This window comes from Lentibacter sp. (genome assembly GCF_029254145.1).
Lineage (GTDB): Bacteria > Pseudomonadota > Alphaproteobacteria > Rhodobacterales > Rhodobacteraceae > Lentibacter.
This window is the reverse complement of sequence record NZ_JAQWYD010000037.1, coordinates 1-23192: the sequence shown is the minus strand read 5'-3', so window position 1 is coordinate 23192 and position 23192 is coordinate 1. Positions and strand designations below refer to the sequence as shown.

The window sequence follows — 23192 nt, the reverse complement described above, 5'->3', positions numbered from 1 at the left end:
CTGAGGGTGGGTGAGTAAAACAAGGTGGTGAGTATGAGCGCGCAGAGCAATTTGGCGCCAGTTATCATCAAGAGAAAGAAGAAAGTTGTAGGCGGTGGGCATCACGGCGGTGCTTGGAAAGTTGCTTATGCGGATTTCGTGACGGCTATGATGGCCTTTTTTCTTTTGATGTGGCTGTTAAACGCAACAACAGAACAGCAACGCAAAGGTGTGGCGGATTACTTCAGCCCAACCGTTCCGATTGCCCGCGTTTCAGGCGGCGGGGACGGCAACTTTGGCGGGGAGTCTGTCTTTTCGGAAATGACAATGCCCAAGAACGGCACAGGGGCGAGCAGTCTTCACGCGACAGAGTCACTTCAAGCGCGTGCTGAGACTGGCTTGTCGGCCGATGGCGAGGATGTGAACTCGGAGAAGGGCAGCGGCGCCGAGTTGGAAGAAGCCTACCGCAAGATTGAAGAGGCCCTGATGGGCATTAGTGGTGAAAGTATTGTCGAAAAAAACCAGATGAAGCACATTGTCACGCGCGTTACGGACGAAGGGATGATCATCGAGATTTTTGATCTGGAAGGGCTGGCTCTCTTTGAAGAGGGGAGCGACAAACCTACAGTTGTGCTTAAGGATCTTGCCGATGTGATTGCGCGGGTTTCGGGGCTTGTTGAGAATGATATTGCGATCGGAGCACATATGCGGGCCGCCTCTGTTGTGCTTGCGGACAATCCGGTGTGGAGCCTGACAGCGGAGCGCGCCAATAAAATGCGCGAGATGTTGGAAGACCGTGGACTGGCTCGGGGCAGGTTTAAACGCCAGACAGGTCATGCCGATAAATCCCTTGCAGTGAAGAACCCGATGGCCGTACGCAACAACCGTCTGGAGATTGTTTTGCTGAGGTCTGATCGCTGAAACTCTGTTGAATTTTAGATGTTAGCCTGGTGTTAAGTGTTAAGCGTTAGGTCTGTTGTTCAATAAGCGTTTGATGCAGCAGAAAGGCGTATTCATGACCATTTCCTCCTCCCTCAATGCCGGCGTCGCGGGCTTGACGGCCAATGCGACAAGGCTCGCGACGATCTCAGATAATATCGCTAACTCTGCGACTTATGGCTATAAGCGGATGGAAGCGGATTTTCATTCGATGGTCATTTAGTCGACGGGGGGCACTTATTCGGCGGGGGGCGTTAGAACGACAACGCAGCGTTTGATCGATGAGCGTGGCGCGCTTGTTGCGACATCAAACCCAACTGATCTTGCTGTGCGCGGCAATGGGCTTTTGCCCGTTGCGCGGGATAGCGAGATCAATACTGGCAACGGCCAGTCGCAAATGCTGCTCGCCACGACTGGATCGTTTCGAACGGACTCAAACGGATACTTGCGTAGCGAAGCAGGGCTCGTTTTGCTTGGTTGGCCAGCGCTACCAGATGGTAGCATTCCGACCTACCCGCGGGATACATCTGACGGTCTCAAGCCTGTACAGGTAAATGTGAACCAGTTTTCTGGCGAGCCTACGACGAAAATTGATCTTGGTGTGAACCTGCCTGCAACGTCCACAGAGTCGGGCGCATCGGGCGCGACTTCTGAACTTTCTGTCGAATACTATGACAATATGGGAACGTCAGAGAATATTTCGATTTCGTTTACTCCGACTGTGCCTGCGACAGGGGAATCGAATGAATGGACCATGCAAATTAGCGACTCTGCTACGCCAGGTGTGGTGATTGGAGAATATACTCTGACGTTTGATGACAGCCGCACGGCGGGCGGAACTCTGGCCTCTGTCACGACAGTGGCGGGGGGTGTGTATGATCCTGTGTCAGGTGATCTGGAGGTCATTGTGGATGGAGGTCCGATGACGATCAATATCGGCGCGGCAGGCATCTCTGATGGGCTGACACAGCTTTCGGATAGCTTCGCACCTGTCGCGATTTCAAAAGACGGCACGCCTGTTGGCAATATGACCTCGGTTGAGGTTGACCAGAATGGTTTGGTGCATGCGTATTTTGATACTGGGATTTCGAGAACAATTTATCAGATCCCCCTTGTTTCTGTTCCCAACCCAAATGGAATGGTTGCACTTGACCAGCAAACCTATTTGCCCTCGCCCGAGAGTGGCTCTTACTTTTTGTGGGACGCGAGTGATGGGCCGACAGGAGACATTGTCTCCTTTGCGCGCGAGGAATCGACGACAGATGTAGCGGGAGAATTGACCGCGATGATCGAGACGCAGCGCGCCTATACGTCGAACGCAAAAGTTATCCAGACAGTGGATGAGATGCTGCAAGAGACGGCGAATATCAAACGATAAAACCTGAGGCGCGCGGTAAAATACGGCGCGCTCCTTTGAACATATTCAAGGTGGTGACATGTCTTTAACCGGAGCACTTTCCAATGCGATCAGCGGCCTGACAGCGGCAACACGTTCAGCGCAGGTTGTCTCATCCAATATGGCTAATTCCATGACGGAAGGTTATGGGCGGCGTGATGTTGAATTGCAGTCGCAGGACACGCGAGGTGGCGGAGTAAGTGTGGTTGCGACTGTGCGCCACCGTGAGCCAGCTCTTGTAGCGGAGATGCGCGATGCAAACGCGGACCGTTCGGCACAAAGCAGTGTAGCGGGATTTAACACCAAACTTGAACAGCTGGTTGGCACGCCGGATTCCGCCAGCTCGTTGACGTCGCGTCTTGCAAGCTTTGAGGCGTCATTGGTTTCGGCGGCGAGCCGTCCTGACTTGTCTGGACGTCTTGACCAAGTGGTGCGAGAGGCCAACTCAATAACGCGGAGTTTGAACACGGCGAGCCAAGGTATTCAGGATATGCGTGTTTCGGCGGATCGCTCTATTCAGACGGCCGTCAGCGCATTGAATACCAAGCTTGTGCAAGTGCAGGAGCTCAACGTGCAAATTGCTGGTGGATCGGCCGCCAAGCGGGACGTTTCGGCCCTGTTTGATCACCGTGAGGCATTGATTGGTGAGATTGCAGAGCTGGTTCCTGTCAAGGAAATGCGGCGACCCAACCAAGGTGTTGCGCTCTATACGCAGGGGGGCGTGCTTTTGCTTGATGGGAATGCTGCCGAACTCGCCTTTACCAATGCAAATACGATTGTGCCACATATGACGCAAGCTGGCGGCCTTCTTTCGGGCATCACAATCAATGGCGTTGATGTTTCGGTTGATCCTGAACACGGCCCGTTGCGTGGCAGACAGCTCGGGGCATTCTTTGAAATACGGGATGACCTGGCCGTTGGAGCGCAGGCTGAATTGGATGCCGTTGCACGCGATTTGAGCGAGCGGATGCAAGACGCGGGATTAGATCCCACAACGCCGACGGGCGCTGCGGGTTTGTTTACGGATGCTGGAGCCTATGTTGACGCTACCAACGAGGTTGGGCTCGCGAGCAGGATTAGTGTCAATGCGGTGGTTGATCCTGATCGAGGCGGCGAAAGCTGGCGCTTGCGAGACGGATTGGGCGCTGCGGTACGCGGGCCAGTTGGGAATGCGGAGCTGCTTCACTCTTTTGCTTCCGCTTTGAGCAGTACACGTAGCTACGCTTCTGGTGGATTTGCGGGCCAAATAGCGGCCGCCTCCGATCTGGCCAGTTTGGTGACTGAGAAGTTTGGTTCACAGCGGCTCGGCGCGGAGCAAAAACTGACCTTTGCCGCAGTGCGCGCGACCGAAGCGGAGCAGTTCCTGATGGCAGACGGCGTTGATACCGACCGCGAGCTGCAAAGACTCATGCTGATCGAGCAGGCATACGCCGCAAATGCGCGCGTTTTGCAGACTGTGGATGATATGATGAATGCATTGATGGGAGCGCTAAGATGAGCTCAATTTCTCTAGGTGACATGGCGCAGTCTGTTAATTTGCGCCGCCAAAATACAGAGCTCAAAACTGAAATGTCGCGTCTGACCAGTGAACTTTCGAGCGGTAAGGTACAGGATGTGATCAAGCATTTGGGGGGTGATCTCAATTATCTCACCGATGTTGAAAGAAGCCTCCACTTGAACAAAGTTTTCGCTGCGTCTGCCACCGAAGCGGCCGGCTTTTCTGGGGCGATGCAAGCAAGTCTTGAGAAGGTGCAACACAGCATTAGTGATTTGGGCGGGGACATTTTGAGCCTTGGTGCGAACTTTGGCGAATATGCCGCGAGTCACCTTTCGGAGAAAGGTCGTAGCGTGATTGAGGGGCTTGTGGCCACGCTCAATACTTCTGTTGCTGGTCGAGCGCTTTTTTCTGGAAGCGCGACAGATAGTGCGGCGCTGGCAAGTGCTGAGGACATTTTGGAGGATCTTAGATCTGCACTCACTGGTCAATCGTCTCTGGCTGGGGTTGAGGCGGTTATGGATAACTGGTTTGGCACTTCTGGTGGCTTTGAAGCAGTTGGGTACACTGGAGGTTTGAGTGATATGTCAGCGTTTCATCTGGCCGATGGTGAGCGCATTGATTTGAAAATCAAGGGCGATGATGAGGTTTTTCGCGCTACCCTCAAGTCGGCGGCTATGGCGGCGCTATCTTATGACCCTGCGCTTGCGCTCTCGAACGGAACACGTGCCGAGATGCTCGGTCGCGCGGGAGAGTTGAGTCTTGGCGCTGTTGACGGTTTGACGACGGCACGAGCGACACTTGGCTATGCTGAAGCTCGGATTGAAGAAGCGAGTGTGCGTTTGACCGCGCAGAACACTAGTTTGGAAATTGCGCGCTCAGAGCTTATTTCGGCGGACCCTTATGATACGATTGTTAAGCTTGAGGAAACGCAATTCAGGCTCGAAAGCCTTTACACAGCAACGGTAAAGCTATCGCAGCTGTCGCTTGTGGGGTTCTTGAGATGAAGACGCTTTTTGCAATTTTTGCCGCTTTCTTGGGTTGCTCTGGAGCAGCATTGGCCAGCGATGTCAGGATCAAGGATCTCGTCGAGTTTGATGGTGTGCGCGGCAACGACCTGATCGGGTATGGCCTCGTCGTTGGTTTGAATGGCACTGGCGATGGCATTCGAAACGCACCATTTACTGAAGAGATTATGTCAAACATTCTTGAGCGTCTTGGTGTCAATGTGAGTGGCGAGCAATATCGACCCAAGAATGTCGCTGCTGTTTTTGTGACAGCTGAATTGCCGGCTTTTGCCCGAGCAGGTGGGACGATTGATGTGAATGTATCTGCGATCGGGGATGCTAAGAGCCTGATGGGGGGTACGTTGATCATGACACCGCTTAACGCGGCGGACGGACAGATCTACGCTGTGGCACAAGGCACAATTATTGCAGGCGGGGCGGCTGCCGAAGGCGAAGCGGGCGGCGTTGTCAAAGGGGTCCCGACAGCTGGTGTTATTCCTTCGGGTGCGCGTGTTGAACGCGAGATTGAGTTTGAGCTCTCCTCCCTGACAACGTTGAGGCTGGCTTTACGTGAGGCTGATTTTACGACAGCGGGGCGGATTGAAAAGGCGATCAATCGCAGCTTTGGCAAGCGCGTCGCTTCGATGCTTGATTCTGGAACCGTTCAGATCAGTGTCGAGGCAACGGGGCGTCGCTCAACGGTGCATGCGATTGGCGAGATTGAAAATATTCTGGTGCGTCCCGAGCGACGTGCGCGAGTCGTTGTTGATCAGCGCTCGGGAACGATTGTGATGGGTGAGGATGTGCGTATCTCACGAGTGGCTGTGAGCCAAGGAGGGCTAACTTTGCGTATTCAGGAAGCGCCACTGGCAATACAGCCAAATCCGTTTTCCGAAGGCGAGACCGTGGTTGTTCCACGCACCAATGCGGCGATTGAAGAAGAGCCGGGGATCAGCCTTGCCGAAGTGCCCGACGGAACGACTCTTTCAGAGGTGATCGCAGGGCTCAATGCTCTGGGTGTGAAGCCTCGCGATATGATTGATATTCTAAAGAGTATTAAGGCTGCAGGCGCGCTTCATGCAGAATTTGTGGTGCACTAGTTTCTATTGGCTGAGTTCTGCGGACGGGATGATCGGGAAGAACTGTCCGCCCGACCAAACTCCAAACCAGTCTTTGCCCTGGTAGATTTCTGATGTGCCAATATCAACAAGACGATAGAAACTCTTGCGATCAATCAAGGCATCTAGATTGGCGCGGATGCGAACATAAGGCGATGGCTCGCCTGTTTTGGGGTCGCGCTCGATCCGAATAGGAGCGTCGGGACCAGCTTTGACAGTGTCAGCGACATTTGTTGTGAAAGTGAGCGTTTGTGCTTGGCCCGAGCCTTCGAGTTCGAAATCTACAGCGACAAACGGGGCATCTTCAACTGTGATCCCTACTTTTTCGACGGGTGTAACAAGCACGTAGGAGTCGCCATCTTTGCGCAAGATAGTGGAAAACAGGCGCACAAGCTCGGGGCGACCGATCGGTGTCCCCATGTAAAACCATGTGCCGTCGCGGGAGATGCGAATATCAAGATCCCCACAATGTGGCGGATTCCACAAATGCACAGGGGGAATTCCACGCCCTTTGGCAGCGGCGCGCGCAGAGGCGGCTATGCTTTCAGCGTTTGGGATCACGGGATTTTGTCCGCTCATTGTTTTTGCCATTTGTAAGTTTGTGTTTAGACTGACTTCAAGCGTAGTGTTTCATTTGGAGAATTGCCATGGCTGATGCAGACAATCTGCTCACAGAGATCGAGGCACTTGAAGGCAGGTTAACGGCAGCCAAGGCTGAGATTACCCGCCGTTTTATTGGGCAGGAGCGAGTTGTGGACTTGACGCTTTCGGCCCTTTTGTGCGGCGGACACGGCCTTTTGATTGGCCTTCCTGGCTTGGGTAAAACCCGACTCGTCGAAACGCTTGCAACTGTCATGGGCCTTGATGGCAAGCGTGTACAATTCACCCCTGATCTGATGCCGGCCGATATTCTTGGCTCTGAAGTCCTTGAAACTGGGGCGGATGGAAGTCGCGCGTTCAAGTTTATTGAGGGTCCTATTTTTTGCCAACTTTTGATGGCGGACGAGATCAACCGCGCAAGTCCGCGCACACAGTCTGCGCTTTTGCAGGCGATGCAGGAGCGGCAAGTTAGTGTTTCGGGCCAGACCCGTGATTTGGCCAAGCCGTTTCATGTTTTGGCAACACAGAATCCGATCGAGCAGGAGGGTACTTATCCACTCCCTGAGGCGCAGCTTGACCGTTTTCTTGTCCGAATTGATGTTGGATATCCTGATCTTGCCACGGAGCGCGAGATATTGCTGGCAACAACAGGAGAGGCCGAGGACAGCGTGACCAATGTCTTTTCAGCAGAAGAGCTCTTAGCTGCACAGACACTATTACGTCGCATGCCTGTGGGCGAAGGTGTGATGGAGAGTATTTTGGCCCTTGTTCGGGCTTTTCGACCCGAGGAAGCGGATGCGTCGGAGCGGGTGCGCGAGAGCGTCGCGTGGGGGCCTGGGCCTCGGGCGAGTCAGGCCTTTATGTTGACTGTTCGTGCACGTGCCTTGTTGCAGGGGAGGCTTGCGCCTGATCTGTCTGATGTGATTGCGATGGCGAAGCCTGTTTTGAAGCACCGGATGGCGCTTAATTTTGCAGCTATTGCGCGAGGTGAGAGCCTGGATGGCTTGATTGAGGCTGAGATTGCTAAGAGTGCACGGTTGAAAGACGTAGCATGACGGACGCGCTGCCTCTGCGCAGCCGCGCTGAAGCGGCGACGGCAAACCTCGCCGCGCTTTTGGCGCGGGCTGAGCAGTTGGCTGCTGCTGTGATGCCTGGTGGGCATGGCCGGCGGCGTGCCGGTGCGGGGGATGATTTCTGGCAATACCGGCCTGTGCAGGCGGGAGACACGCTCCGCATGGTCGACTGGCGTAGATCGGCACAGTCTGACGCGCAGTTTGTGCGACAAAAAGAATGGCAAATTTCACAATCGGTTTTCTTTTGGGTGGATCGGGCGCGTTCGATGCAGTTTGCGAGTGGGCCACACCTGCCCCAAAAAATAGATCGTGCGCAGCTCGTGAGCCTTGCTGCCGGTATTCTGTTGTCGCGGGGGGGGGAGCGAATTGGCTTGTCTGGTGAGGATCTTCCGCCGCGTGCGGGCTCAAAACAGCTTCAACGCTTTGCCGAGCTTTTGGCGAGTCAGAAGACAGAAGACTATGCGGCGCCACAAGTTTCGGCCGTGACGAAGAACGCATTTGTGATCTTCGTCTCTGATTTTTTGGGCGATATTGAGTCCACAGAGGCCGCTTTGCGGGAAGCTTCTGGGAAGGGTGCCCGGGGCGTTTGTTTGCAAATTCTTGACCCTGTTGAAGAGAGTTTCCCTTTTAGGGGCCGCGCAATTTTTGACTCGGTTGGCGGTTCTCTTCGCCATGAAACGCTGCAAGCAGCAGACTTGAGCGCGCGTTATTTGGAGCGTTTGGCGGAGCGAAAAGCGCGCTTGCACGAAGTTTGCAGTCAAACAGGCTGGACCTTTAGCACACATCATACGAATGCGCCTGCGCAGGCGGCTGTGTTGTGGCTTTATAATATGATTGAAGGTCCGAAATGACGTTTGGTTCTGTCTTGTTTACTGCGCCTTACCTTCTGTTGGCTTTGCTGGCCCTCCCAATTTTGTGGCTTTTGTTGCGAGCTGTTCCGCCAGCGCCGATCAAGCATCTGTTTCCTGCGGTGGCTTTTCTTATTGGCTTGAAAGATAGAGATACAAGCACGGACCGTACGCCTTGGTGGCTTTTACTGCTGCGTATGTTGGCTGTTGCTGCGGTAGTTATTGGACTGGCGGGACCAGTGCTTAATCCGACCGATAAAGCAGGTGCGGGTAGTGAACGGCTTTTGATTGTGTTGGATGCGAGCTGGGCAAGTGCTGCAGACTGGTCCCAGCGTCAAGAGTATCTCGCTGGGGTATTGCAGGATGCGGCGCAAGAGGAACGAACTGTTGGGGTCTTGAGCTTGACGCGGCCAGAGACGGTTGTGTTTCAAGCTGCGCAGGTTTGGTTGCGCGCTTTGGCTGGATTGCAGCCCGAGCCTTGGGAGGCGGCAAATACAGTGGACTTGGAGCCGGTTTTACCAGAGGGGCCGTTTGATACGCTTTGGCTGAGTGATGGCGTTGCACGCGACACACGCTCCGATGCTTTGGCTTTGTTTGAGGCGTGCGGGACCGTCGAGGTGACCGAAGGGACGCTACCTATATTGGCGTTGTCCTTTGCAGAGCTTGACGGCGAGGGAGTTGGACTGACGGTGCAGCGGGTACAGCAAGGAGCTGTGCGTGATGTTATTGTGCAAGCGATTGGTCCGGACCCTGCCGGTATTGAACGGGTCTTGGATGAGCTGCCGACTGCGTTTGAAACCGGTGCTGGGGACATAGAGGCGCGTTTTGTGCTGCCTGCAGAATTGCAGGCCCGTGTGAGCCGATTTGTGATAAAGGGGCAGGGACATGCTGGAGCTGTTGTCCTCACGGATGACAGTTTGCGGAGGCGCGATATTGCGCTCGTGGACTCACGGGTGAACCGTGAAGGGCTCGAGCTCTTGTCGCCGTTACATTACCTTGAAAAGGCACTCGTGGAGTCGTCGAATTTGCGGTTTGGTAGTCTCGATGAGGTTTTGCTTGCGGCGCCTGATGTTGTGATTTTGGCAGATATTGCCGAGATGACTGAGGCGAGCGAGGCGGCGCTGATTGAGTGGACAAATGAAGGCGGACTTTTGGTTCGCTTTGCCGGGCCTCGTCTTGCGGCGAGTGAAGTGAGTAGAAGTGTGGAGCATCCCTTGCTTCCTGTACGTCTTAGGGCTGGTGGACGGTTTGTCGGCGGTGCGATGAGCTGGGGTGAGCCGAAAACGCTTGCGCCGTTTGAACAGGGATCGCCATTTTTTGGTTTGACGGTGTCAGATGAATTGCGGGTCACTGCGCAGGTAGTTGCGCAACCTGATCCGCAGCTATCCGAGCGGGTGATTGCACGGCTGAGTGATGGAACGCCACTCGTCACACGAAAGGCGCTTGGGCAGGGGGAAGTGGTCTTGTTCCATATTTCTGCCAATGCGGAGTGGTCGACTTTACCCTTGTCTGGCTTGTTTGTCAGAATGCTTGAGAGGCTCTCTGTCGCCACGTCCGCGACTTCTTTGGACTCAAGTGAAATAGCAGGCACAATCTGGAAACCTGTGAAGAGGCTCGATGCGTTTGGCCGCCTGCAAGAGGCTGAAGATATGAGTGGTGTGGCTGGAGAAGACATTTTGAGTCAGGAGATTGGAACAGATGTTCCGCCGGGGATATATGAAGGGCCAGGAAGACGCCTAGCGAGAAACGTGATTGCTTCAGAACGAAAGCTTGAGCCAGCGGTTTGGCCACAGCGCATTGCGGTCAGCAGCTTTGGCGGGCCGCAAGAGCGGATGCTGGGTGGGCCTTTCTTTGGCTTTGCTCTTTTGCTTCTGGCACTTGATATTCTAGCGACACTTCTGCTGTCAGGCCGCTTGCGCCAGCCCGTTGTGGCAATGTTGGGGCTTACTCTTTTGGCGCTGGGCCAAAGTGCGGAGGCGCAGGAAGATGCGCGCGCCATCAGTGCAACAGGTGAGATTGTCTTGGCGCATGTCGTCACGGGCAACAGGCAGGTTGATGATATTGCGCTGGCAGGGCTTGCCGGGCTTTCAGACACACTCTTTTTTAGAACATCTGTCGAGCCAGAGCCGCCTCAATCAGTCGATCTGGAGCGCGATGAGATTGCCTTTTATCCGCTGTTGTATTGGCCTGTTACGCCAGAGCAAACAACACCCTCGCCAGCCGCGTATCTTAAGCTCAATGCATACTTGCGCGCGGGTGGGATGATTTTGTTTGATACACGTGATTCAAACGTTTCGAAGTTTGGAGCGGCTAGCCCCGCTGGACAGGCCTTGCGCAGGCTTGCGGCGTCTCTTGATATTCCTGAACTTGAGCCTGTACCCGAGGATCACGTCCTGACGCGAACTTTTTATCTTTTGCAGGACTTTCCCGGCCGACATGCCAGCCACGACGTTTGGGTGGAAGCTTCGCCTGCTGAAGCTGTGCAGGCGGAGGGAATGCCGTTTCGGAATCTGAATGACGGAGTGAGCCCTGTCGTGTTTGGTGGCAATGACTGGGCGGCAGCTTGGGCTGTAGATCAACGTGGGGCGCCGCTTCTCCCTGTCGGGCGCGGGTTTGCAGGAGAGCGTCAGCGGGAGATGGCTTTCAGGTTTGGTGTGAATCTTGTGATGCATGTGCTTACGGGCAACTACAAGTCTGATCAGGTTCACGTGCCAGCGCTTCTTGAAAGGCTGGGGCAATGAGCGTGGGTGTTATTTTCGATCCGCTTCTCAGTTGGCCGATCTGGTCTGTCTTGGCTGCGCTTTCAGCTTTTGCTGTTGGATTTTCCATGTGGCGAAGGCTTGCTGGAGCATGGTTGAGGCTATTGGCGGCGGCGCTTGTGCTGCTTGTGCTTGCGGGCCCGATTTTACAGGAGGAAGAGCGGGATGCGCTGAGTGATATTGTTTTCGTTTTGACGGACCGCAGTGCCAGCCAAGAGCTGGGCGAGCGCGCAGAACAGACGGATCGCGTTGAAGCTGATGTTTTGCAACAGCTGCGGGCGCGCACGAACACGGAGATTCGCGAAGTTTCGGTGACCGACGGATTGGGCGACGGTGGAACGCAAATCATGAGTGCTTTAGCCAAAGCACTTGCGGAAGAGCCGCGAAGCCGTGTTGCGGGCGCTGTACTGATCAGTGACGGTTTGGTGCATGACATCGAGGCGATGCCTGAGGTACCAGCGCCTGTGCATTTGCTTATTACGGGCTCTACTACAGACTGGGACCGCCGTTTGACTGTAAAAAATGCGCCTGGTTTTGGGATCATTGGAGAGCAGATCGAGCTGACTTTGCGGATTGAAGATCAAGGAGCAGCGCCTGTTGGAGAGGGGTTCACACAACTTTCTATGTCGATCGGCACGGAGGATCCCATTCGCTTTGATGTTCCGATTGGCCGTGACATCCTCGTGCCGGTCAGTCTACCACATGGTGGGCGAAATGTGGTCAAGTTCGATATTCCAGAAAGCGACGGCGAGCTGACTGCGCGTAACAATTCATATTTGCTTGAAATCAACGGTGTGCGGGATCGTCTGCGTGTTTTGCTCGTGTCTGGGGAACCTCACGCTGGCGGTCGGACATGGCGCAACCTTTTGAAGTCTGACAGCTCTGTTGATCTTGTTCACTTTACAATTTTGCGCCCACCAGAAAAGCATGATGGTGTGCCTGTGGGAGAGCTTTCTTTGATTGCTTTTCCGACGCGGGAGCTCTTTATCGAGAAAATTAAGGACTTCGATCTGATTATTTTTGACCGCTACAAGCGGCGAGGGATTTTGCCGTCCGAGTATCTTGAGAATGTTCGTGACTACGTCGAGAGCGGTGGCGCAGTATTGATTGCGGCTGGACCGGACTTTGCCTCGGTGGACAGTTTGTATCGCTCTCCATTGGGACAGATTGTGCCTGCTCGCCCGACGGCGCGTGTGATTGAACAAGGATTTCGGCCGAGCATAAGCGAAACTGGACGACGTCATCCTGTGACTCGCGGGCTGGACGGGCAGGCTGCGGAGACGGGCTGGGGCCGTTGGATGCGGCAGATCGAGCTTGCTGATGTGACAGGTAATGTCTTGATGGAGGGCTTTGAGGGCGAGCCTCTCCTGGTGCTTGATCGTGTTGGCGAAGGGCGGGTTGCTTTGCTTGCGTCTGATCATGCTTGGCTTTGGGCGCGGGGATATGAAGGCGGCGGTCCACAGCTCGAGCTGCTGCGGCGGCTTTCACATTGGATGATGAAAGAACCTGATCTTGAGGAGGAGGCCCTTTCAGCGGAAGCTGCTGAAGGCGGGCTTAAGATAACACGGCGCAGTTTGTTGGAGGCTGCGGATGTAGTTGTTGTTACCCGCCCGTCAGGGGACAAAAGCGAAGTTACTTTGGAAGAAATTAGCCCTGGCGTCTTTGAGGGAAGCTTCGCCGCAAGCGGTGCTGGGCTTTACCGGTTGGATGATGGCGCTTTGGCGTCTGTTGTCGGCTTAGGGCCCGCCTCGCCACGGGAGTTTGTTGATACAATTGCAAGTACCGAGATTTTGGCGCCGTTGATCAATGCTCAGCAGGGCGGCACATTTGCTGTTGAAGATAGGCTCCCACGTTTGCGCAATATCCGCGAAGGACGTAACGCAGCTGGGGCGAATTGGATGGGGCTGACGCCGCGAGGCGCTTACGAGACCGTAGGCCTGAAGCAATACGCTTTGGTACCGCCTTGGGCCGCACTACTTTTCTTCGCGGCGTTTATCGTCTTTGGATGGTTGCGCGAAGGACGTCGGCGCTAGCGACTAGAAATAACTCCGCACAAGCCCCTCCGTTAGCAAACGCTAACCGTCAGCTAGCACAAAGAACGAAAGCTTGAAGGGTAGGGCCACGACGGCAGGCGGAACCATCATCATACCCACCTAGGCTAAGCACGAGGGCTTTCAAATCTGTCACCGATTTACCTCCAATTCTTTGGATAATCTCGTTTGTAGGCTGCAAACGGTAAAGATGTGGTAACCGACGTATGGGATTGTCGAGGCGTAGGAAGAAATCCCGAGGCTTAAAGAAATGATGCTAATCGCTTCGAACCCACACCACGTGCCAGCATTGAGTGAGACGAATGGGGCGCCAAAGATTGACGTAGAGAGCGCCATCGATGGAGCCGATGCGGTTGCATTTGCAGAGGTGTTTGCGCACGAGGCTGGCTCGGGCTCGTCTGTCGAAGGCAAGGTAAGGTCCTCGATTGATGCCGAGAAGATCAAAGACTTAGAAAAGCGCTTGGTGCTGGGCGAGGTTGAGGCGGTGGAGGTACTTGGAGACACACAAGAATTTGTGTCGCCCAGCGCTGAGCGACCCAAAGCAACAATGATACTGGACCTGGAACCACCCGTCAGTCCGCAAATCGTACAAACCTTCGATAAGGTGCAAGACGGGCAGAACGTTCTTCGCTTTGAAGCTGAGCTTGAGCTTGAGCTTGGTCGCTCAAGCGAAGGCACGGGTGATTTTGAAGGGCGCACTTCTCCTGTTCAGCAGCACTTGCAGACCTTTGACGGCCAGCACTTTAATATACGACCTATTGCTGAGTTGGAGTCTCAGACTGGTCGAGAGCCGTCAAGTGTGGTGCAATATCTTACGGATGTCGGGATATCGGTTGGCAGTGATCTTGATGCCCACGCCGAGAAAGCTGCTGAGGCAACTGTGAGAGGCGCGCTTGCCATAGGCGAGGGGGCGAGGGTTATTGATAAAGGCCCTTTCGGCAAAGCGAAGAGTGTTGATAGTACACAGAGTTCAAAGCCGGATCGAGAATTCGACAAAGTTTCACATAGTTTGCCGAGTGTAGCTGCAGTCACAGCGAATGAGTTGAAAGCAGAGTCCCCCACAGGAGGCCTGAGCATTAAATCTGCTCATTTAGGTGAGGTTGTTTCCGGTGAAATACACAAAACAGTATCAATTGGCGTGCCTCTGCAGCGCTCAATTGGATTTGCCGAGGTCAGTCAAAAAACTGGTGTTGTGGTTCCGCCTCTACAACAGCAGATCGAGCCGATTCAGGAGAGACGTCCTATGGGATTGGAGCTCCAAAATTCACATTCAAAAGCAGAGCCTGCCTTGGTTGCGGGCATTGCCACCACAGAGAACGTTCTCTTCAATCTGCCTACCGCGTCTCACGAGGAAGCAAAAAATGGTGTGACAGCCCCTTACGATGAGGTAGCGGGCCAATCCGTGAAGGATCAGATCAAGTATCCTTCAACAGGTAAAGACATGCAGATTTTGCCTGTGCAAGTGACTTCTCGAGCAGACGTCCTGTCTCTGGGGCCACCGCTGCAATCCCCTCTGTCGCGACAAGGCCATGAGCGTGATTTTATCTCTTTAGAGGCGATGGCTTTAGTTTCACAAGCAGACGCTATTCGCTCGTTTGGGCAAGTTGTGGGGCAGAATGCGCCTATATTGAGCGCTGAGCGTGCAGTAATGATTGTGCGCGACACTGTTGATGCTTTGATAAGCAATAAAAAGCGAGAAATCGAGCTTCAGCTTCATCCCAAAGAGCTTGGTCGGTTGCGTTTTGTCATGAGCCCTGGTGAAGGACAAATGCTTGTTCAAATATTTGCTGAGCGGCCTGAAACATTGGAGGCATTGCGGCGTCACGCGGAGCTTTTGACACAGGAGCTTTTCTTGGAAGGCTTCGAAAATGCAAATTTCTCGTTTGAGCAGGACACCTCTCAAAATAGAGGCTCCAGCTTGGAGCCTTCTAAGGGTTTCGCTCAGGATGAGACGGGTGGAGCCCCAAAAACAGTGGTGGCTTATGAGTGGCGTCATCCTGATAGCCGACTTGATATAAGAATATAGAGAGACAAATCATGGTGGAAATTTCTTCCAACCTAAATCAGGCGACGACTTACTCGCCCTCGGCAAAAACACAAAATGCGGTGACGTCTGACTTTCAAACGTTCATCCAAATGTTGACGACACAAGCCGAAAATCAAGATCCGCTTAATCCGATGGACTCAGCTGAATATGCGTCACAGTTGGCGAGCTTTTCATCCGTCGAGCAGCAGGTCAAAACGAACGATTTGTTGGCAGATCTGGCGGCTCAGATGGGTGCCTCAAATCTTGCGCAGCTTTCTGCTTGGGTTGGTATGGATGCCAGAACCGCAGCACCTGTTCAATTTGAGGGCTTACCCGTTACCCTGCATCCTCTTCCTACCCGCTTGGCGGACGAGGCTTTTCTTGTTGTTTTTGATGATACTGACACAGAGGTACAGCGGCTTCCCTTGGAGTTAGATGGTGAACCAGTAGATTGGGCTGGAGTTGGCGCGGGTGGGTCGCCGTTTGCCCCGGGCGCGTATCAGTTTAGAGTAGAAAATTATGCAGAAGGCGAGTTGCTGGGCAGTTCGCCAGTTGAAAGCTATCAACGGGTGGAAGAAGCACAGATGGTTGATGGACAAATCATACTGCTGTTAGCAGGTGGGCAGGCGGTCTCGCCTGCAGACATTATTGGTTTGCGAAGTTAACGCAGTTTTTGAATGGTGAGATAGCCGTTGACTGGGCCGAGCCATTGGCGTGATTGAACGATACGTCCTGCTGGCGTTACTTTGTAGGTATTTTCGAATGCTACGTTCGGTCCAGAACATTCTTCATCTAACACTGTGACTGTGCCGCTGATTTCACCAATCGCGATGCTCTCCGCCCAGAGCGCTTTGATTGAACAGGTAAGCTGTATAATCTGTTCCTGATTTTCACCGTTGAGGTAGACGTGTGTTCGGCGGGCGTTTCCTGAGTGACGATTGACAATAAGGGCGAGAGAGCTGCCAACTTCGGCAGACATGAGATCGGCTCCAAGTCCACGGGTGGCTGTTACAACGCCATTTTTTTCAGATATTGTTCGCCTGTCAGGAGAGCCCCAAGTGCTAAAAGCACCATTGTTTGCAACTTCGGTCAGAAAAGTGAAGCTGTTGCGGTTTTCTACTACAGCGATGGCAAGGCGTTTGTCCGTATTTTTCAGAGCGAGGCCAATGTTTTGTGACAGCTCCTGTGCAGTGGGTACGGCAGATGTTTCACGGCTTTTTTTGAGTGCGCCACCTTTGATGGCGTTTAGGACGCTTCCTTGATCAGGTTGGTTCCCGCAGGCAGCGAGTGCAAGGGTCAGCCCTCCGACAAGTGCGCCCAACTTCAAATACGAAATCATCTCCAGAACCTCCCCCACGTCTTGGCCATTTCAGCTCTATGCGTTTCGCGAACTGTATCATAAAGCCTGCCATTAACATTGACGCGAGCACCACCGTCACGTGTGAGCGACTGAATGACGGTCTCTGTACTTTTCTGCGTCGAGTTTCCGAGTGCCCAGCTCATAGGCAGCGTAATCTTTATCCCTTTGTCAAAAGATCCCTCGCCAAATCGTTCTGACGATAAATTTGTCTTGGTGAAATAGGCGCCAACACGCCAGCCATTTCCAAACTCTCGGTCGACAGCAACTGTTGCGCCGTAATCGCCCGCAAGATAGCGACCGACATCGACTTGGGTATGAAACCCTTTCCCAAGGTCGTAGTAAGCAGACAGATGGCCCGTCGCGATATTGTAATCTTGCAGGCCAAATCGCTGATCAAAATCGCGTTGGATCACATAGTTGAGTTCGGCAGCGAGTGCTAGCCGGCTAGATACGGGCTTCCAGAGCACTTCTCCAGACACGCCAGCATACATTTGCTCAAGATACCCAAAAGTCACGCGGCCGTAGAGATTTTCGCCTAGTCGGCCGTATTTGGCGATTGTGAGGTGCTCGATCTTTGGCCCGCGACCTACAGCATAGAGGCGTGCATCGGAGCGTACAGCATGGGGCGGGTTGATCGCGACAAAGCCACCTCTGTTCGGGGAAAGACCGTCCAGATTGCCACCAAGCTTATAGTTAAGAGAACCTGATGCCACCCAGCCTGGCGCAATGTGGTATTGGCCCTCTATTTGCGCAAGTAGGTCTGCGCGTACAGGGCTATCTGGATCAAACACGCTGAATTTAGCGATTGGCCCTAAACCCCAAGTGAGCCTAGGGTAGGTTCCTTCCCGACTGTCAAAACTGATTGCGGAACTATCCGCTGAAAAACGGGTGCGATTAAGTATATCGGTCGCAGGCGCATGCTCTAGGGCCTCAATATCTGACCGTGAAATCGTTACTGAGCCAGCGGGGATACCTTGATTTGAGTAGGTGACTTTTAGCGTTTCAACTGAATCTGGCAGAATGCGAGTCATGATGCGCATGGTCCGACCTACAGCCTGACTTTCGATATCAAAACGTTCGTTGCGAATGAGTAGCTCAGCGGATCGTCCCTCAATCCGAGTGCCTTCTAGTGCGATACCTTCGCGGGCAAGGGCTCTCGCGAGTGCCGCTGTGATCTGGTCTTGTCTCTCTGTCTCAATGGTCCAGCCCAGATCTTGCGCAGATTGGGAGGCGCGTACGGCGACAGGCTGTGGCGCAGTATCATTCCCGCCAATCACAGGAGAGCTTTTCGGATCGATCGCAATGCTGATGTTTAACCCGAATTCGCTACCATACATATAGGATGCGCCGAGCTGAACTGTGTCGTTAAATTTGTATTTGGCCCCAAAGTTAAAGGGCGACTTGACGTCAAAAATTCTGCCGTCTTCACGAACATACGCGTCTGATGAATATTCGACTGAAAAACCCAATCGGTCGTTGTGATTGTAGTTTACACCAGCGAAGCCAGCGACCGGCCCCCTGAACCAACGATCATAATTAGGAATGCCACCTGATCCGAGAGTTTGTGTCGGACGGCTGCCCATGACTGCAAAGCTACCGTGGCTTCCCAATCGCCCCCAGCCTAGTCCCCCAGTGAGGCGTAGTTTCGGCCCGACTGATTTTGTCGCAACGACATACTCGCCGCTATAGAGCCCTGTTCCTAGGAAATCCCGCAGCCCAACGGCGAGAGCTGGCCGATACTGCTTTTCATCAAAGATTTGATAGTGAACATCAAAGCTTCGGTCGAAATGCGTGGAGAGTCCAGAACCTGGCGCGGTGCGGCCTTTGATACCAGAATAGCGAAAAACGCCGGAGATACGGGGGGTGAGCTGAAAGGACAGGTTTGTTTTAGTGGTCCCGCCAAAATGCGAAATTGTGGTAATCAAACGTCCGTCAGGCCCAACTTCGGCGGTGGGCATGTCAATAAGGCCACCTGATAACCCGTAGGTGTTAACCCAAGTCGCAGTTTGTTCTTCTGCGGACAGGGCTACTGGAAAAACAGATAGCCCAGAAATTGCGATCAAGAAGTACGCTTTTAACATGTCCTGTACTCTTTATTTTCGACGGTTTAACAGGTAGCCTAACTAATCAAACTTTCATAGGATAAAGGGTGAGAAGCTTAATTGGTTCTCTATTTATCGTGTCAGGTAAGTAGTAAATATGTCGCGAGGCCAGCACAGCTTGCGCTTAGAACAGCAGTTGTTGCTATCTTTAGGCCCAATCGTGTCGGTGGGGGCGCAACGGGAGAAGCGGCTTGTGCTGCGAGAGCCTTTTCGACCAAGTTAGGCAGGCGTGGCCCAAAGCGGGCCACAACCCGCAGCGTTTTGACTATATCATTCATAAGCGCACGAGGGCCGAGCGCGTTCTTGATGTAATCCTCAACTATTGGATGAGCCACGTCCCAGATATTGAGCTGCGGGCTAAGGCTTCTGGCGACGCCTTCGACAACGACCATCGTCCGCTGTAGTAATATCAGCTCCGTGCGAGTTTCCATTCCGAAGCGTTCAGTAACTTCGAAAAGATAGCTCAAGAGTTTTCCCATCGAGATGCGAGAGGCATCCATCCCGAAAATTGGTTCGCCAACTGCGCGGAGTGCTCGAGCAAACTCTTCTACATCTCGGTCAGCGGGTACATAGCCAGCTTCAAAATGCACTTCAGCAACGCGTTTGTAATCACGCTTTATGAATCCATATAGAATTTCGGCATAGACGCGACGGGTGTAGTCATCAATGTGACCCATTATGCCAAAGTCAAAGGCGATGATATCGCCGTTTGGGGCTACCTTAAGATTGCCTTGGTGCATGTCTGCATGGAAAAAGCCATCGCGAAGTGCGTGGTTCAGAAAAAGCTGGAGTACACGTGTGCCAAGCTCGTCACGATTGTGCCCAAGCGCATCTATAGCCGCATTGTTGCCTAAAGGTACGCCCTCGGCCCAGCTCATGGTCATTACCCGACGACTGGAGTGCTCCCAGATGATTGTGGGGAGCGTAAATCCCACGTCATCTTTGGTGTTTGCGGCAAATTCGCTTGCGGAGGCGCTCTCGAGGCGGAGGTCAAGCTCGCCTTTTACGACACCCTCAAAGTGCTCGATTACATCGCGTGGCTTTAGGCGGCGCGAGCCAGGACTAAAGACTTCAATGAAGTTTGCGACAAAGTAAAACACGTCAATGTCACGCTGAAAGGCCCGCTCAATTCGTGGTCGCAATACTTTTATTGCGACGGTATCGCCTGTTTCGCGAAGGCGAGCTTTGTGAACTTGAGCAATGGAAGCTGCGGCAACTGGTTCGCTGAAGTCATCAAAGATTGTTTCAAGTGGTTGACCAAGCTCTTCTTCGACCATCCGTTTGGCAGCCGAGGTTGGGAAGGGAGGCAACTTATCTTGTAAAATGCGCAGCTGAAGCGCTAAATCATTGCCCACAAGATCGGGACGGGTGCTAAGCACTTGCCCAAATTTTATATAGGCGGGTCCAAGCGCCGAGAGTGCCCGCGCTGGGGGCGGTAGCTCAAGATCGCCGCGTTTTCCCAACCATTTAAATGGCCAGACCAGCGTGCGAGCGAGAATACGAAGCGGACGGGGCGCGTCAAACGCCTCAAGGACTACAGGCATTGCGCCAGTGCGCTCGAGCGTGGCGCCCATCCGGATCATCCGGAAGATATTGTGGGGACCCTTCAAATCTTCCAACCTGAATGGAGCGCGGCGATGCCAAGGCTAAGGTTGCGATAACTCGCGTTTTCAAAGCCCGCATCTTTGATCATCTGGAGAAAGGTGCCTTGGTCAGGAAAGCGACGGATCGACTCGACAAGATATTGATAGCTGTCCCTGTCGCCAGCGATGGCTTCGCCAAGGCGGGGAATAATATTGAATGAATAAAGGTCGTAAGCTTTTTGCATCAGATCATTTGGTATCTGACTAAACTCAAGCACCATAAGCCGCCCGCCCGGGCGCAGGACACGAAAAGCCTCTGCTAGTGCGTCTTGGGGGCGCGTTACATTTCTGATCCCAAAGGAGATTGTGTAGACATCAAAGCTGTTGTCAGGGAAGGGCAGTGCCATCGCGTCGCCTACAACCCAGCTCAGCCGGTTCGCCATTTGCTCGGCTTCCGCGCGCTTTCGCCCCTCAACAAGCATGGGCTCTGTCAGGTCGCAGACCACCGCCTCAGCGTCTCCTGCGCGCGCAAGAAACCGAAAGGACACGTCACCTGTACCACCAGCGACATCAAGCAAGCGTTGGCTGGGACGTGGTGCGAGCCAGTCCATCATGGCGTCTTTCCAAACGCGGTGGATCCCAAGGCTCATTGCGTCATTCATGACGTCATACTTCGACGCAACAGAGCCGAAGATACCTTGAACGCGCCCCGCTTTTTCTGACTCGGGGACGGTTTGAAAGCCGAAATGTGTTGTTTTCTCTGACATGGGCCTTGCCGTTTGCTTTACTCCCTTCTCATATAGTGCCGATGTGGTGCGCACAATGCGCTGAAATGGCACTAAAAGAGCAAAGCGAGCGGTCCATGCCTGAACTTCCCGAAGTTGAAACCGTGAGACGAGGCCTTGTGCCTTCAATGGAGGGGGTTCGGATTGCCCATGTCGATGTTAATCGCCCCGATCTACGTTGGCCATTTCCAGAGCGAATGACCGAGCGGCTTGCGGGGCAACAGGTTCTAAGGCTTCGGCGCCGTTCAAAATATATTCTTGCTGATTTGAGCAGTGGGGAATCACTTCTCATCCATTTGGGTATGTCTGGCCGGATGACCGTTTCGGGCGATGCTTTGGGGCAGTTTGTTCATGAACATCCTCAGCTCGAAAAACACGACCATGTTATTATCTGGATGGAGGGTGGCGCACGGATCGCCTTTAATGATCCGCGCCGTTTTGGGGCTATGGACCTTTTGTCCACTGAGACGGCAGAGAGCCACCCACTTCTTGCAAAGCTGGGGCCCGAGCCTTTGGGGAACGCTTTTTCAGAAAGCTATCTCGCCGAGGCACTTGAGGGGCGGCGCACGCCCATGAAATCAGCCCTGCTTGACCAACGGATCATCGCGGGTCTTGGCAATATTTATGTCTGCGAAGTGCTTCATAAAGCGGGAATTTCTCCGAAGCGGCAAGCGGGGCAGGTGAGCCGTGCGCGATTGAATAGTGTGGTATCGGCCGTGCGAGATGTATTGGAAACGGCAATTTCTGCGGGTGGTTCTTCGTTGAAAGATTTCAAGCAAACCAGCGGCGAGCTTGGGTATTTCCAACATCAATTCCAAGTTTATGACCGAGAGGGCGCTGCCTGTCAGACGCCTGACTGTAAGGGAGCGATTACGCGGATCGTCCAGTCTGGCCGCTCAACCTTCTATTGCCCACAGTGTCAAAGATAACTTGAACCGCGTGACAGGAGTGATATTGAAACGGCTCTGAGTGAAACAAGCGAAAGCGACCATCACATGGCTTTTGAGACGATCATCGTCGACGTGGAAGACCACATTGCCCTTATCCGCCTGAATCGGCCTGACGCGCTTAACGCGCTCAATGCAGAGCTACTTTCTGAGCTTGTCGAAGCGTTGAAAGACGCACAAACAAACGAGAAGGTGCGCTGTATTGTTGTCACAGGCAGCGAGAAAGCATTTGCTGCAGGTGCTGACATCAAAATGATGAGCGAAAAGAGCTTTGTCGATGTATTCACTGAAGACCTTTTCACACCTGAGAGTCATGAGATTGGGCGTATCCGCAAGCCTATTATCGCAGCCGTTTCTGGCTACGCATTGGGCGGGGGATGCGAGCTGGCCATGATGTGTGACTTCATTATTTGCTCAGATACAGCGAAGTTTGGGCAACCAGAGATCAACCTTGGCGTTATGGCGGGCCTTGGCGGCACGCAGCGTCTTACGCGTGCGGTTGGCAAGGCGAAGTCAATGGACATGAACCTGACGGGCCGGTTTATGGATGCAGAAGAGGCAGAGCGCGCAGGGCTTGTGAGCCGTGTTGTGCCGGCCAAAGAGCTGATGAAAGAAGCGTTGAGTGCTGCCAGCAAGATTGCAGAGAAATCGATGATCACTGTTATGGCCATTAAAGAAGCGACGAACCGCTCTTTTGAAATGACATTGAACGAAGGCCTACTCTTTGAACGCCGCGTCTTCCACTCTCTTTTTGCAACTGAAGATCAGAAGGAAGGCATGGCCGCGTTTAGCGAAAAGCGCCAGCCACAGTTCCGCGACAAATAGGCTCTGGCAGGGCCGATATATAAGGGTTTGCATTTTCAGCAAACTAACGTATACGGCCCTCCAATACATGCGTGTGCAGCCCGCTTTGGCTAGAATCATCACTTCGGTGTCGGCTCTTGGGCGCATTGCGTTTAACGAAATATCATAACCGAACCGAGGTCACTCACATGGCAAATTCGCCCCAAGCAAAAAAACGGGCTCGTCAAATTGAGCGTCGAACAACAGTAAATAAAAATCGCAGATCTCGAATCCGCTCATTTCTTAAAAAAGTAGAGGAGGCGATTGAATCAGGAGATAAA

Annotated in this window: 18 protein-coding genes and 2 pseudogenes; 14 read left to right on the top strand and 6 right to left on the bottom strand. The window is 53.5% G+C overall.

What is annotated here, in order from left to right:
- Window positions 1-33 precede the first annotated feature (33 nt).
- From P8O11_RS04540 to P8O11_RS04520, 5 genes and pseudogenes are all read left to right on the top strand, one after another.
- Window positions 34-900 (top strand): flagellar motor protein MotB, encoded by an 867-nt coding sequence (locus P8O11_RS04540; protein WP_300292092.1) that lies wholly within the window; start codon window positions 34-36, stop codon window positions 898-900.
- A gap of 94 nt (window positions 901-994) precedes the next feature.
- Window positions 995-2296: pseudogene (locus P8O11_RS04535) on the top strand (flagellar hook protein FlgE).
- Between the two features lie 58 nt (window positions 2297-2354).
- Complete coding sequence (gene flgK / locus P8O11_RS04530; protein ID WP_300292090.1) at window positions 2355-3812, top strand: flagellar hook-associated protein FlgK; 1458 nt, start codon at window positions 2355-2357, stop codon at window positions 3810-3812.
- Window positions 3809-4816 carry a flagellin gene (locus tag P8O11_RS04525; protein ID WP_300292088.1) on the top strand — a complete coding sequence of 336 codons (1008 nt, stop codon included), beginning with the start codon at window positions 3809-3811 and terminating at the stop codon, window positions 4814-4816. The genes flgK and P8O11_RS04525 overlap by 4 nt, the downstream gene beginning before the upstream one ends.
- A complete protein-coding gene (locus P8O11_RS04520) occupies window positions 4813-5916 on the top strand; it encodes a flagellar basal body P-ring protein FlgI (protein WP_300292086.1) in 1104 nt (367 codons plus the stop codon). Before P8O11_RS04525 ends, P8O11_RS04520 begins: the two co-directional genes overlap by 4 nt.
- Window positions 5917-5919: 3 nt before the next feature.
- On the opposite strand, the gene P8O11_RS04515 is transcribed toward P8O11_RS04520, so the two are convergent.
- The gene (locus tag P8O11_RS04515) at window positions 5920-6513 is read right to left on the bottom strand and encodes a DUF1285 domain-containing protein (protein WP_300292084.1); all 594 of its coding nucleotides are present in this window, start codon (window positions 6511-6513) and stop codon (window positions 5920-5922) included.
- 68 nt (window positions 6514-6581) lie between these two features.
- Between P8O11_RS04515 and P8O11_RS04510 the strand changes: the two genes are divergently transcribed.
- The 4 genes from P8O11_RS04510 to P8O11_RS04495 are packed head-to-tail and all read left to right on the top strand — an operon-like array spanning window position 6582 to window position 13247.
- Window positions 6582-7589 (top strand): MoxR family ATPase, encoded by a 1008-nt coding sequence (locus tag P8O11_RS04510; RefSeq protein WP_300292082.1) that lies wholly within the window; start codon window positions 6582-6584, stop codon window positions 7587-7589.
- Window positions 7586-8458, top strand: coding sequence for a DUF58 domain-containing protein (locus P8O11_RS04505; protein ID WP_300292080.1), 873 nt, complete (start codon window positions 7586-7588; stop codon window positions 8456-8458). Before P8O11_RS04510 ends, P8O11_RS04505 begins: the two co-directional genes overlap by 4 nt.
- Complete coding sequence (locus P8O11_RS04500) at window positions 8455-11196, top strand: DUF4159 domain-containing protein (RefSeq protein WP_300292078.1); 2742 nt, start codon at window positions 8455-8457, stop codon at window positions 11194-11196. The genes P8O11_RS04505 and P8O11_RS04500 overlap by 4 nt, the downstream gene beginning before the upstream one ends.
- Window positions 11193-13247 carry a hypothetical protein gene (locus tag P8O11_RS04495; protein WP_300292076.1) on the top strand — a complete coding sequence of 685 codons (2055 nt, stop codon included), beginning with the start codon at window positions 11193-11195 and terminating at the stop codon, window positions 13245-13247. The genes P8O11_RS04500 and P8O11_RS04495 overlap by 4 nt, the downstream gene beginning before the upstream one ends.
- Before the next feature lie 42 nt (window positions 13248-13289).
- Here P8O11_RS04495 and P8O11_RS04490 read toward each other — a convergent pair.
- Window positions 13290-13367: pseudogene (locus P8O11_RS04490) on the bottom strand (flagellar biosynthetic protein FliP); the annotation flags it as partial.
- A 265-nt stretch (window positions 13368-13632) separates the two neighbouring features.
- On the opposite strand from P8O11_RS04490, the gene P8O11_RS04485 reads away from it, so the two are divergent.
- Both P8O11_RS04485 and P8O11_RS04480 read left to right on the top strand, forming a co-directional pair.
- A complete protein-coding gene (locus P8O11_RS04485; protein ID WP_300292074.1) occupies window positions 13633-15291 on the top strand; it encodes a flagellar hook-length control protein FliK in 1659 nt (552 codons plus the stop codon).
- Window positions 15292-15302: 11 nt separating this feature from the next.
- Entirely contained in the window at window positions 15303-15956 is a 654-nt protein-coding gene (locus P8O11_RS04480; protein WP_300292072.1) for a flagellar hook capping FlgD N-terminal domain-containing protein, read from the top strand.
- On the opposite strand, the gene P8O11_RS04475 is transcribed toward P8O11_RS04480, so the two are convergent.
- The 4 genes from P8O11_RS04475 to ubiE all read right to left on the bottom strand — a co-directional run bounded on the left by P8O11_RS04475 (window position 15953) and on the right by ubiE (window position 21103).
- Window positions 15953-16630 (bottom strand): YjbF family lipoprotein, encoded by a 678-nt coding sequence (locus tag P8O11_RS04475; RefSeq protein WP_300292070.1) that lies wholly within the window; start codon window positions 16628-16630, stop codon window positions 15953-15955. The two genes, P8O11_RS04480 and P8O11_RS04475, sit on opposite strands and share 4 nt — an antisense overlap.
- Window positions 16627-18732, bottom strand: a complete 2106-nt coding sequence (locus tag P8O11_RS04470; RefSeq protein WP_300292068.1) for a YjbH domain-containing protein — start codon at window positions 18730-18732, stop codon at window positions 16627-16629. The genes P8O11_RS04475 and P8O11_RS04470 overlap by 4 nt, the downstream gene beginning before the upstream one ends.
- A gap of 101 nt (window positions 18733-18833) precedes the next feature.
- The gene (ubiB, locus tag P8O11_RS04465) at window positions 18834-20363 is read right to left on the bottom strand and encodes a 2-polyprenylphenol 6-hydroxylase (protein ID WP_300292067.1); all 1530 of its coding nucleotides are present in this window, start codon (window positions 20361-20363) and stop codon (window positions 18834-18836) included.
- The gene (gene ubiE, locus P8O11_RS04460; protein WP_300292066.1) at window positions 20360-21103 is read right to left on the bottom strand and encodes a bifunctional demethylmenaquinone methyltransferase/2-methoxy-6-polyprenyl-1,4-benzoquinol methylase UbiE; all 744 of its coding nucleotides are present in this window, start codon (window positions 21101-21103) and stop codon (window positions 20360-20362) included. Before ubiE ends, ubiB begins: the two co-directional genes overlap by 4 nt.
- 95 nt (window positions 21104-21198) lie before the next feature.
- On the opposite strand from ubiE, the gene mutM reads away from it, so the two are divergent.
- The 3 genes from mutM to rpsT all read left to right on the top strand — a co-directional run.
- Window positions 21199-22050, top strand: coding sequence for a bifunctional DNA-formamidopyrimidine glycosylase/DNA-(apurinic or apyrimidinic site) lyase (mutM, locus tag P8O11_RS04455; RefSeq protein ID WP_300292064.1), 852 nt, complete (start codon window positions 21199-21201; stop codon window positions 22048-22050).
- A 66-nt stretch (window positions 22051-22116) separates the two neighbouring features.
- Window positions 22117-22893, top strand: coding sequence for an enoyl-CoA hydratase (locus tag P8O11_RS04450; RefSeq protein ID WP_300292062.1), 777 nt, complete (start codon window positions 22117-22119; stop codon window positions 22891-22893).
- Between the two features lie 167 nt (window positions 22894-23060).
- On the top strand, window positions 23061-23192 hold a 132-nt coding region (gene rpsT, locus P8O11_RS04445), incomplete at its 3' end, for a 30S ribosomal protein S20 (protein ID WP_300292126.1).

Coding starts and splice junctions, on each gene's coding strand:
- P8O11_RS04475 (WP_300292070.1), bottom strand. CDS start 16,630: ATGATTTCGTATTTGAAGTTGGGCGCACTTGTCGGAGGGCTGACCCTT.
- P8O11_RS04495 (WP_300292076.1), top strand. CDS start 11,193: ATGAGCGTGGGTGTTATTTTCGATCCGCTTCTCAGTTGGCCGATCTGG.
- P8O11_RS04500 (WP_300292078.1), top strand. CDS start 8,455: ATGACGTTTGGTTCTGTCTTGTTTACTGCGCCTTACCTTCTGTTGGCT.
- P8O11_RS04525 (WP_300292088.1), top strand. CDS start 3,809: ATGAGCTCAATTTCTCTAGGTGACATGGCGCAGTCTGTTAATTTGCGC.
- P8O11_RS04520 (WP_300292086.1), top strand. CDS start 4,813: ATGAAGACGCTTTTTGCAATTTTTGCCGCTTTCTTGGGTTGCTCTGGA.
- P8O11_RS04480 (WP_300292072.1), top strand. CDS start 15,303: ATGGTGGAAATTTCTTCCAACCTAAATCAGGCGACGACTTACTCGCCC.
- P8O11_RS04470 (WP_300292068.1), bottom strand. CDS start 18,732: ATGTTAAAAGCGTACTTCTTGATCGCAATTTCTGGGCTATCTGTTTTT.
- flgK (WP_300292090.1), top strand. CDS start 2,355: ATGTCTTTAACCGGAGCACTTTCCAATGCGATCAGCGGCCTGACAGCG.
- ubiE (WP_300292066.1), bottom strand. CDS start 21,103: ATGTCAGAGAAAACAACACATTTCGGCTTTCAAACCGTCCCCGAGTCA.
- mutM (WP_300292064.1), top strand. CDS start 21,199: ATGCCTGAACTTCCCGAAGTTGAAACCGTGAGACGAGGCCTTGTGCCT.
- P8O11_RS04450 (WP_300292062.1), top strand. CDS start 22,117: ATGGCTTTTGAGACGATCATCGTCGACGTGGAAGACCACATTGCCCTT.
- P8O11_RS04540 (WP_300292092.1), top strand. CDS start 34: ATGAGCGCGCAGAGCAATTTGGCGCCAGTTATCATCAAGAGAAAGAAG.
- P8O11_RS04505 (WP_300292080.1), top strand. CDS start 7,586: ATGACGGACGCGCTGCCTCTGCGCAGCCGCGCTGAAGCGGCGACGGCA.
- P8O11_RS04510 (WP_300292082.1), top strand. CDS start 6,582: ATGGCTGATGCAGACAATCTGCTCACAGAGATCGAGGCACTTGAAGGC.
- P8O11_RS04515 (WP_300292084.1), bottom strand. CDS start 6,513: ATGAGCGGACAAAATCCCGTGATCCCAAACGCTGAAAGCATAGCCGCC.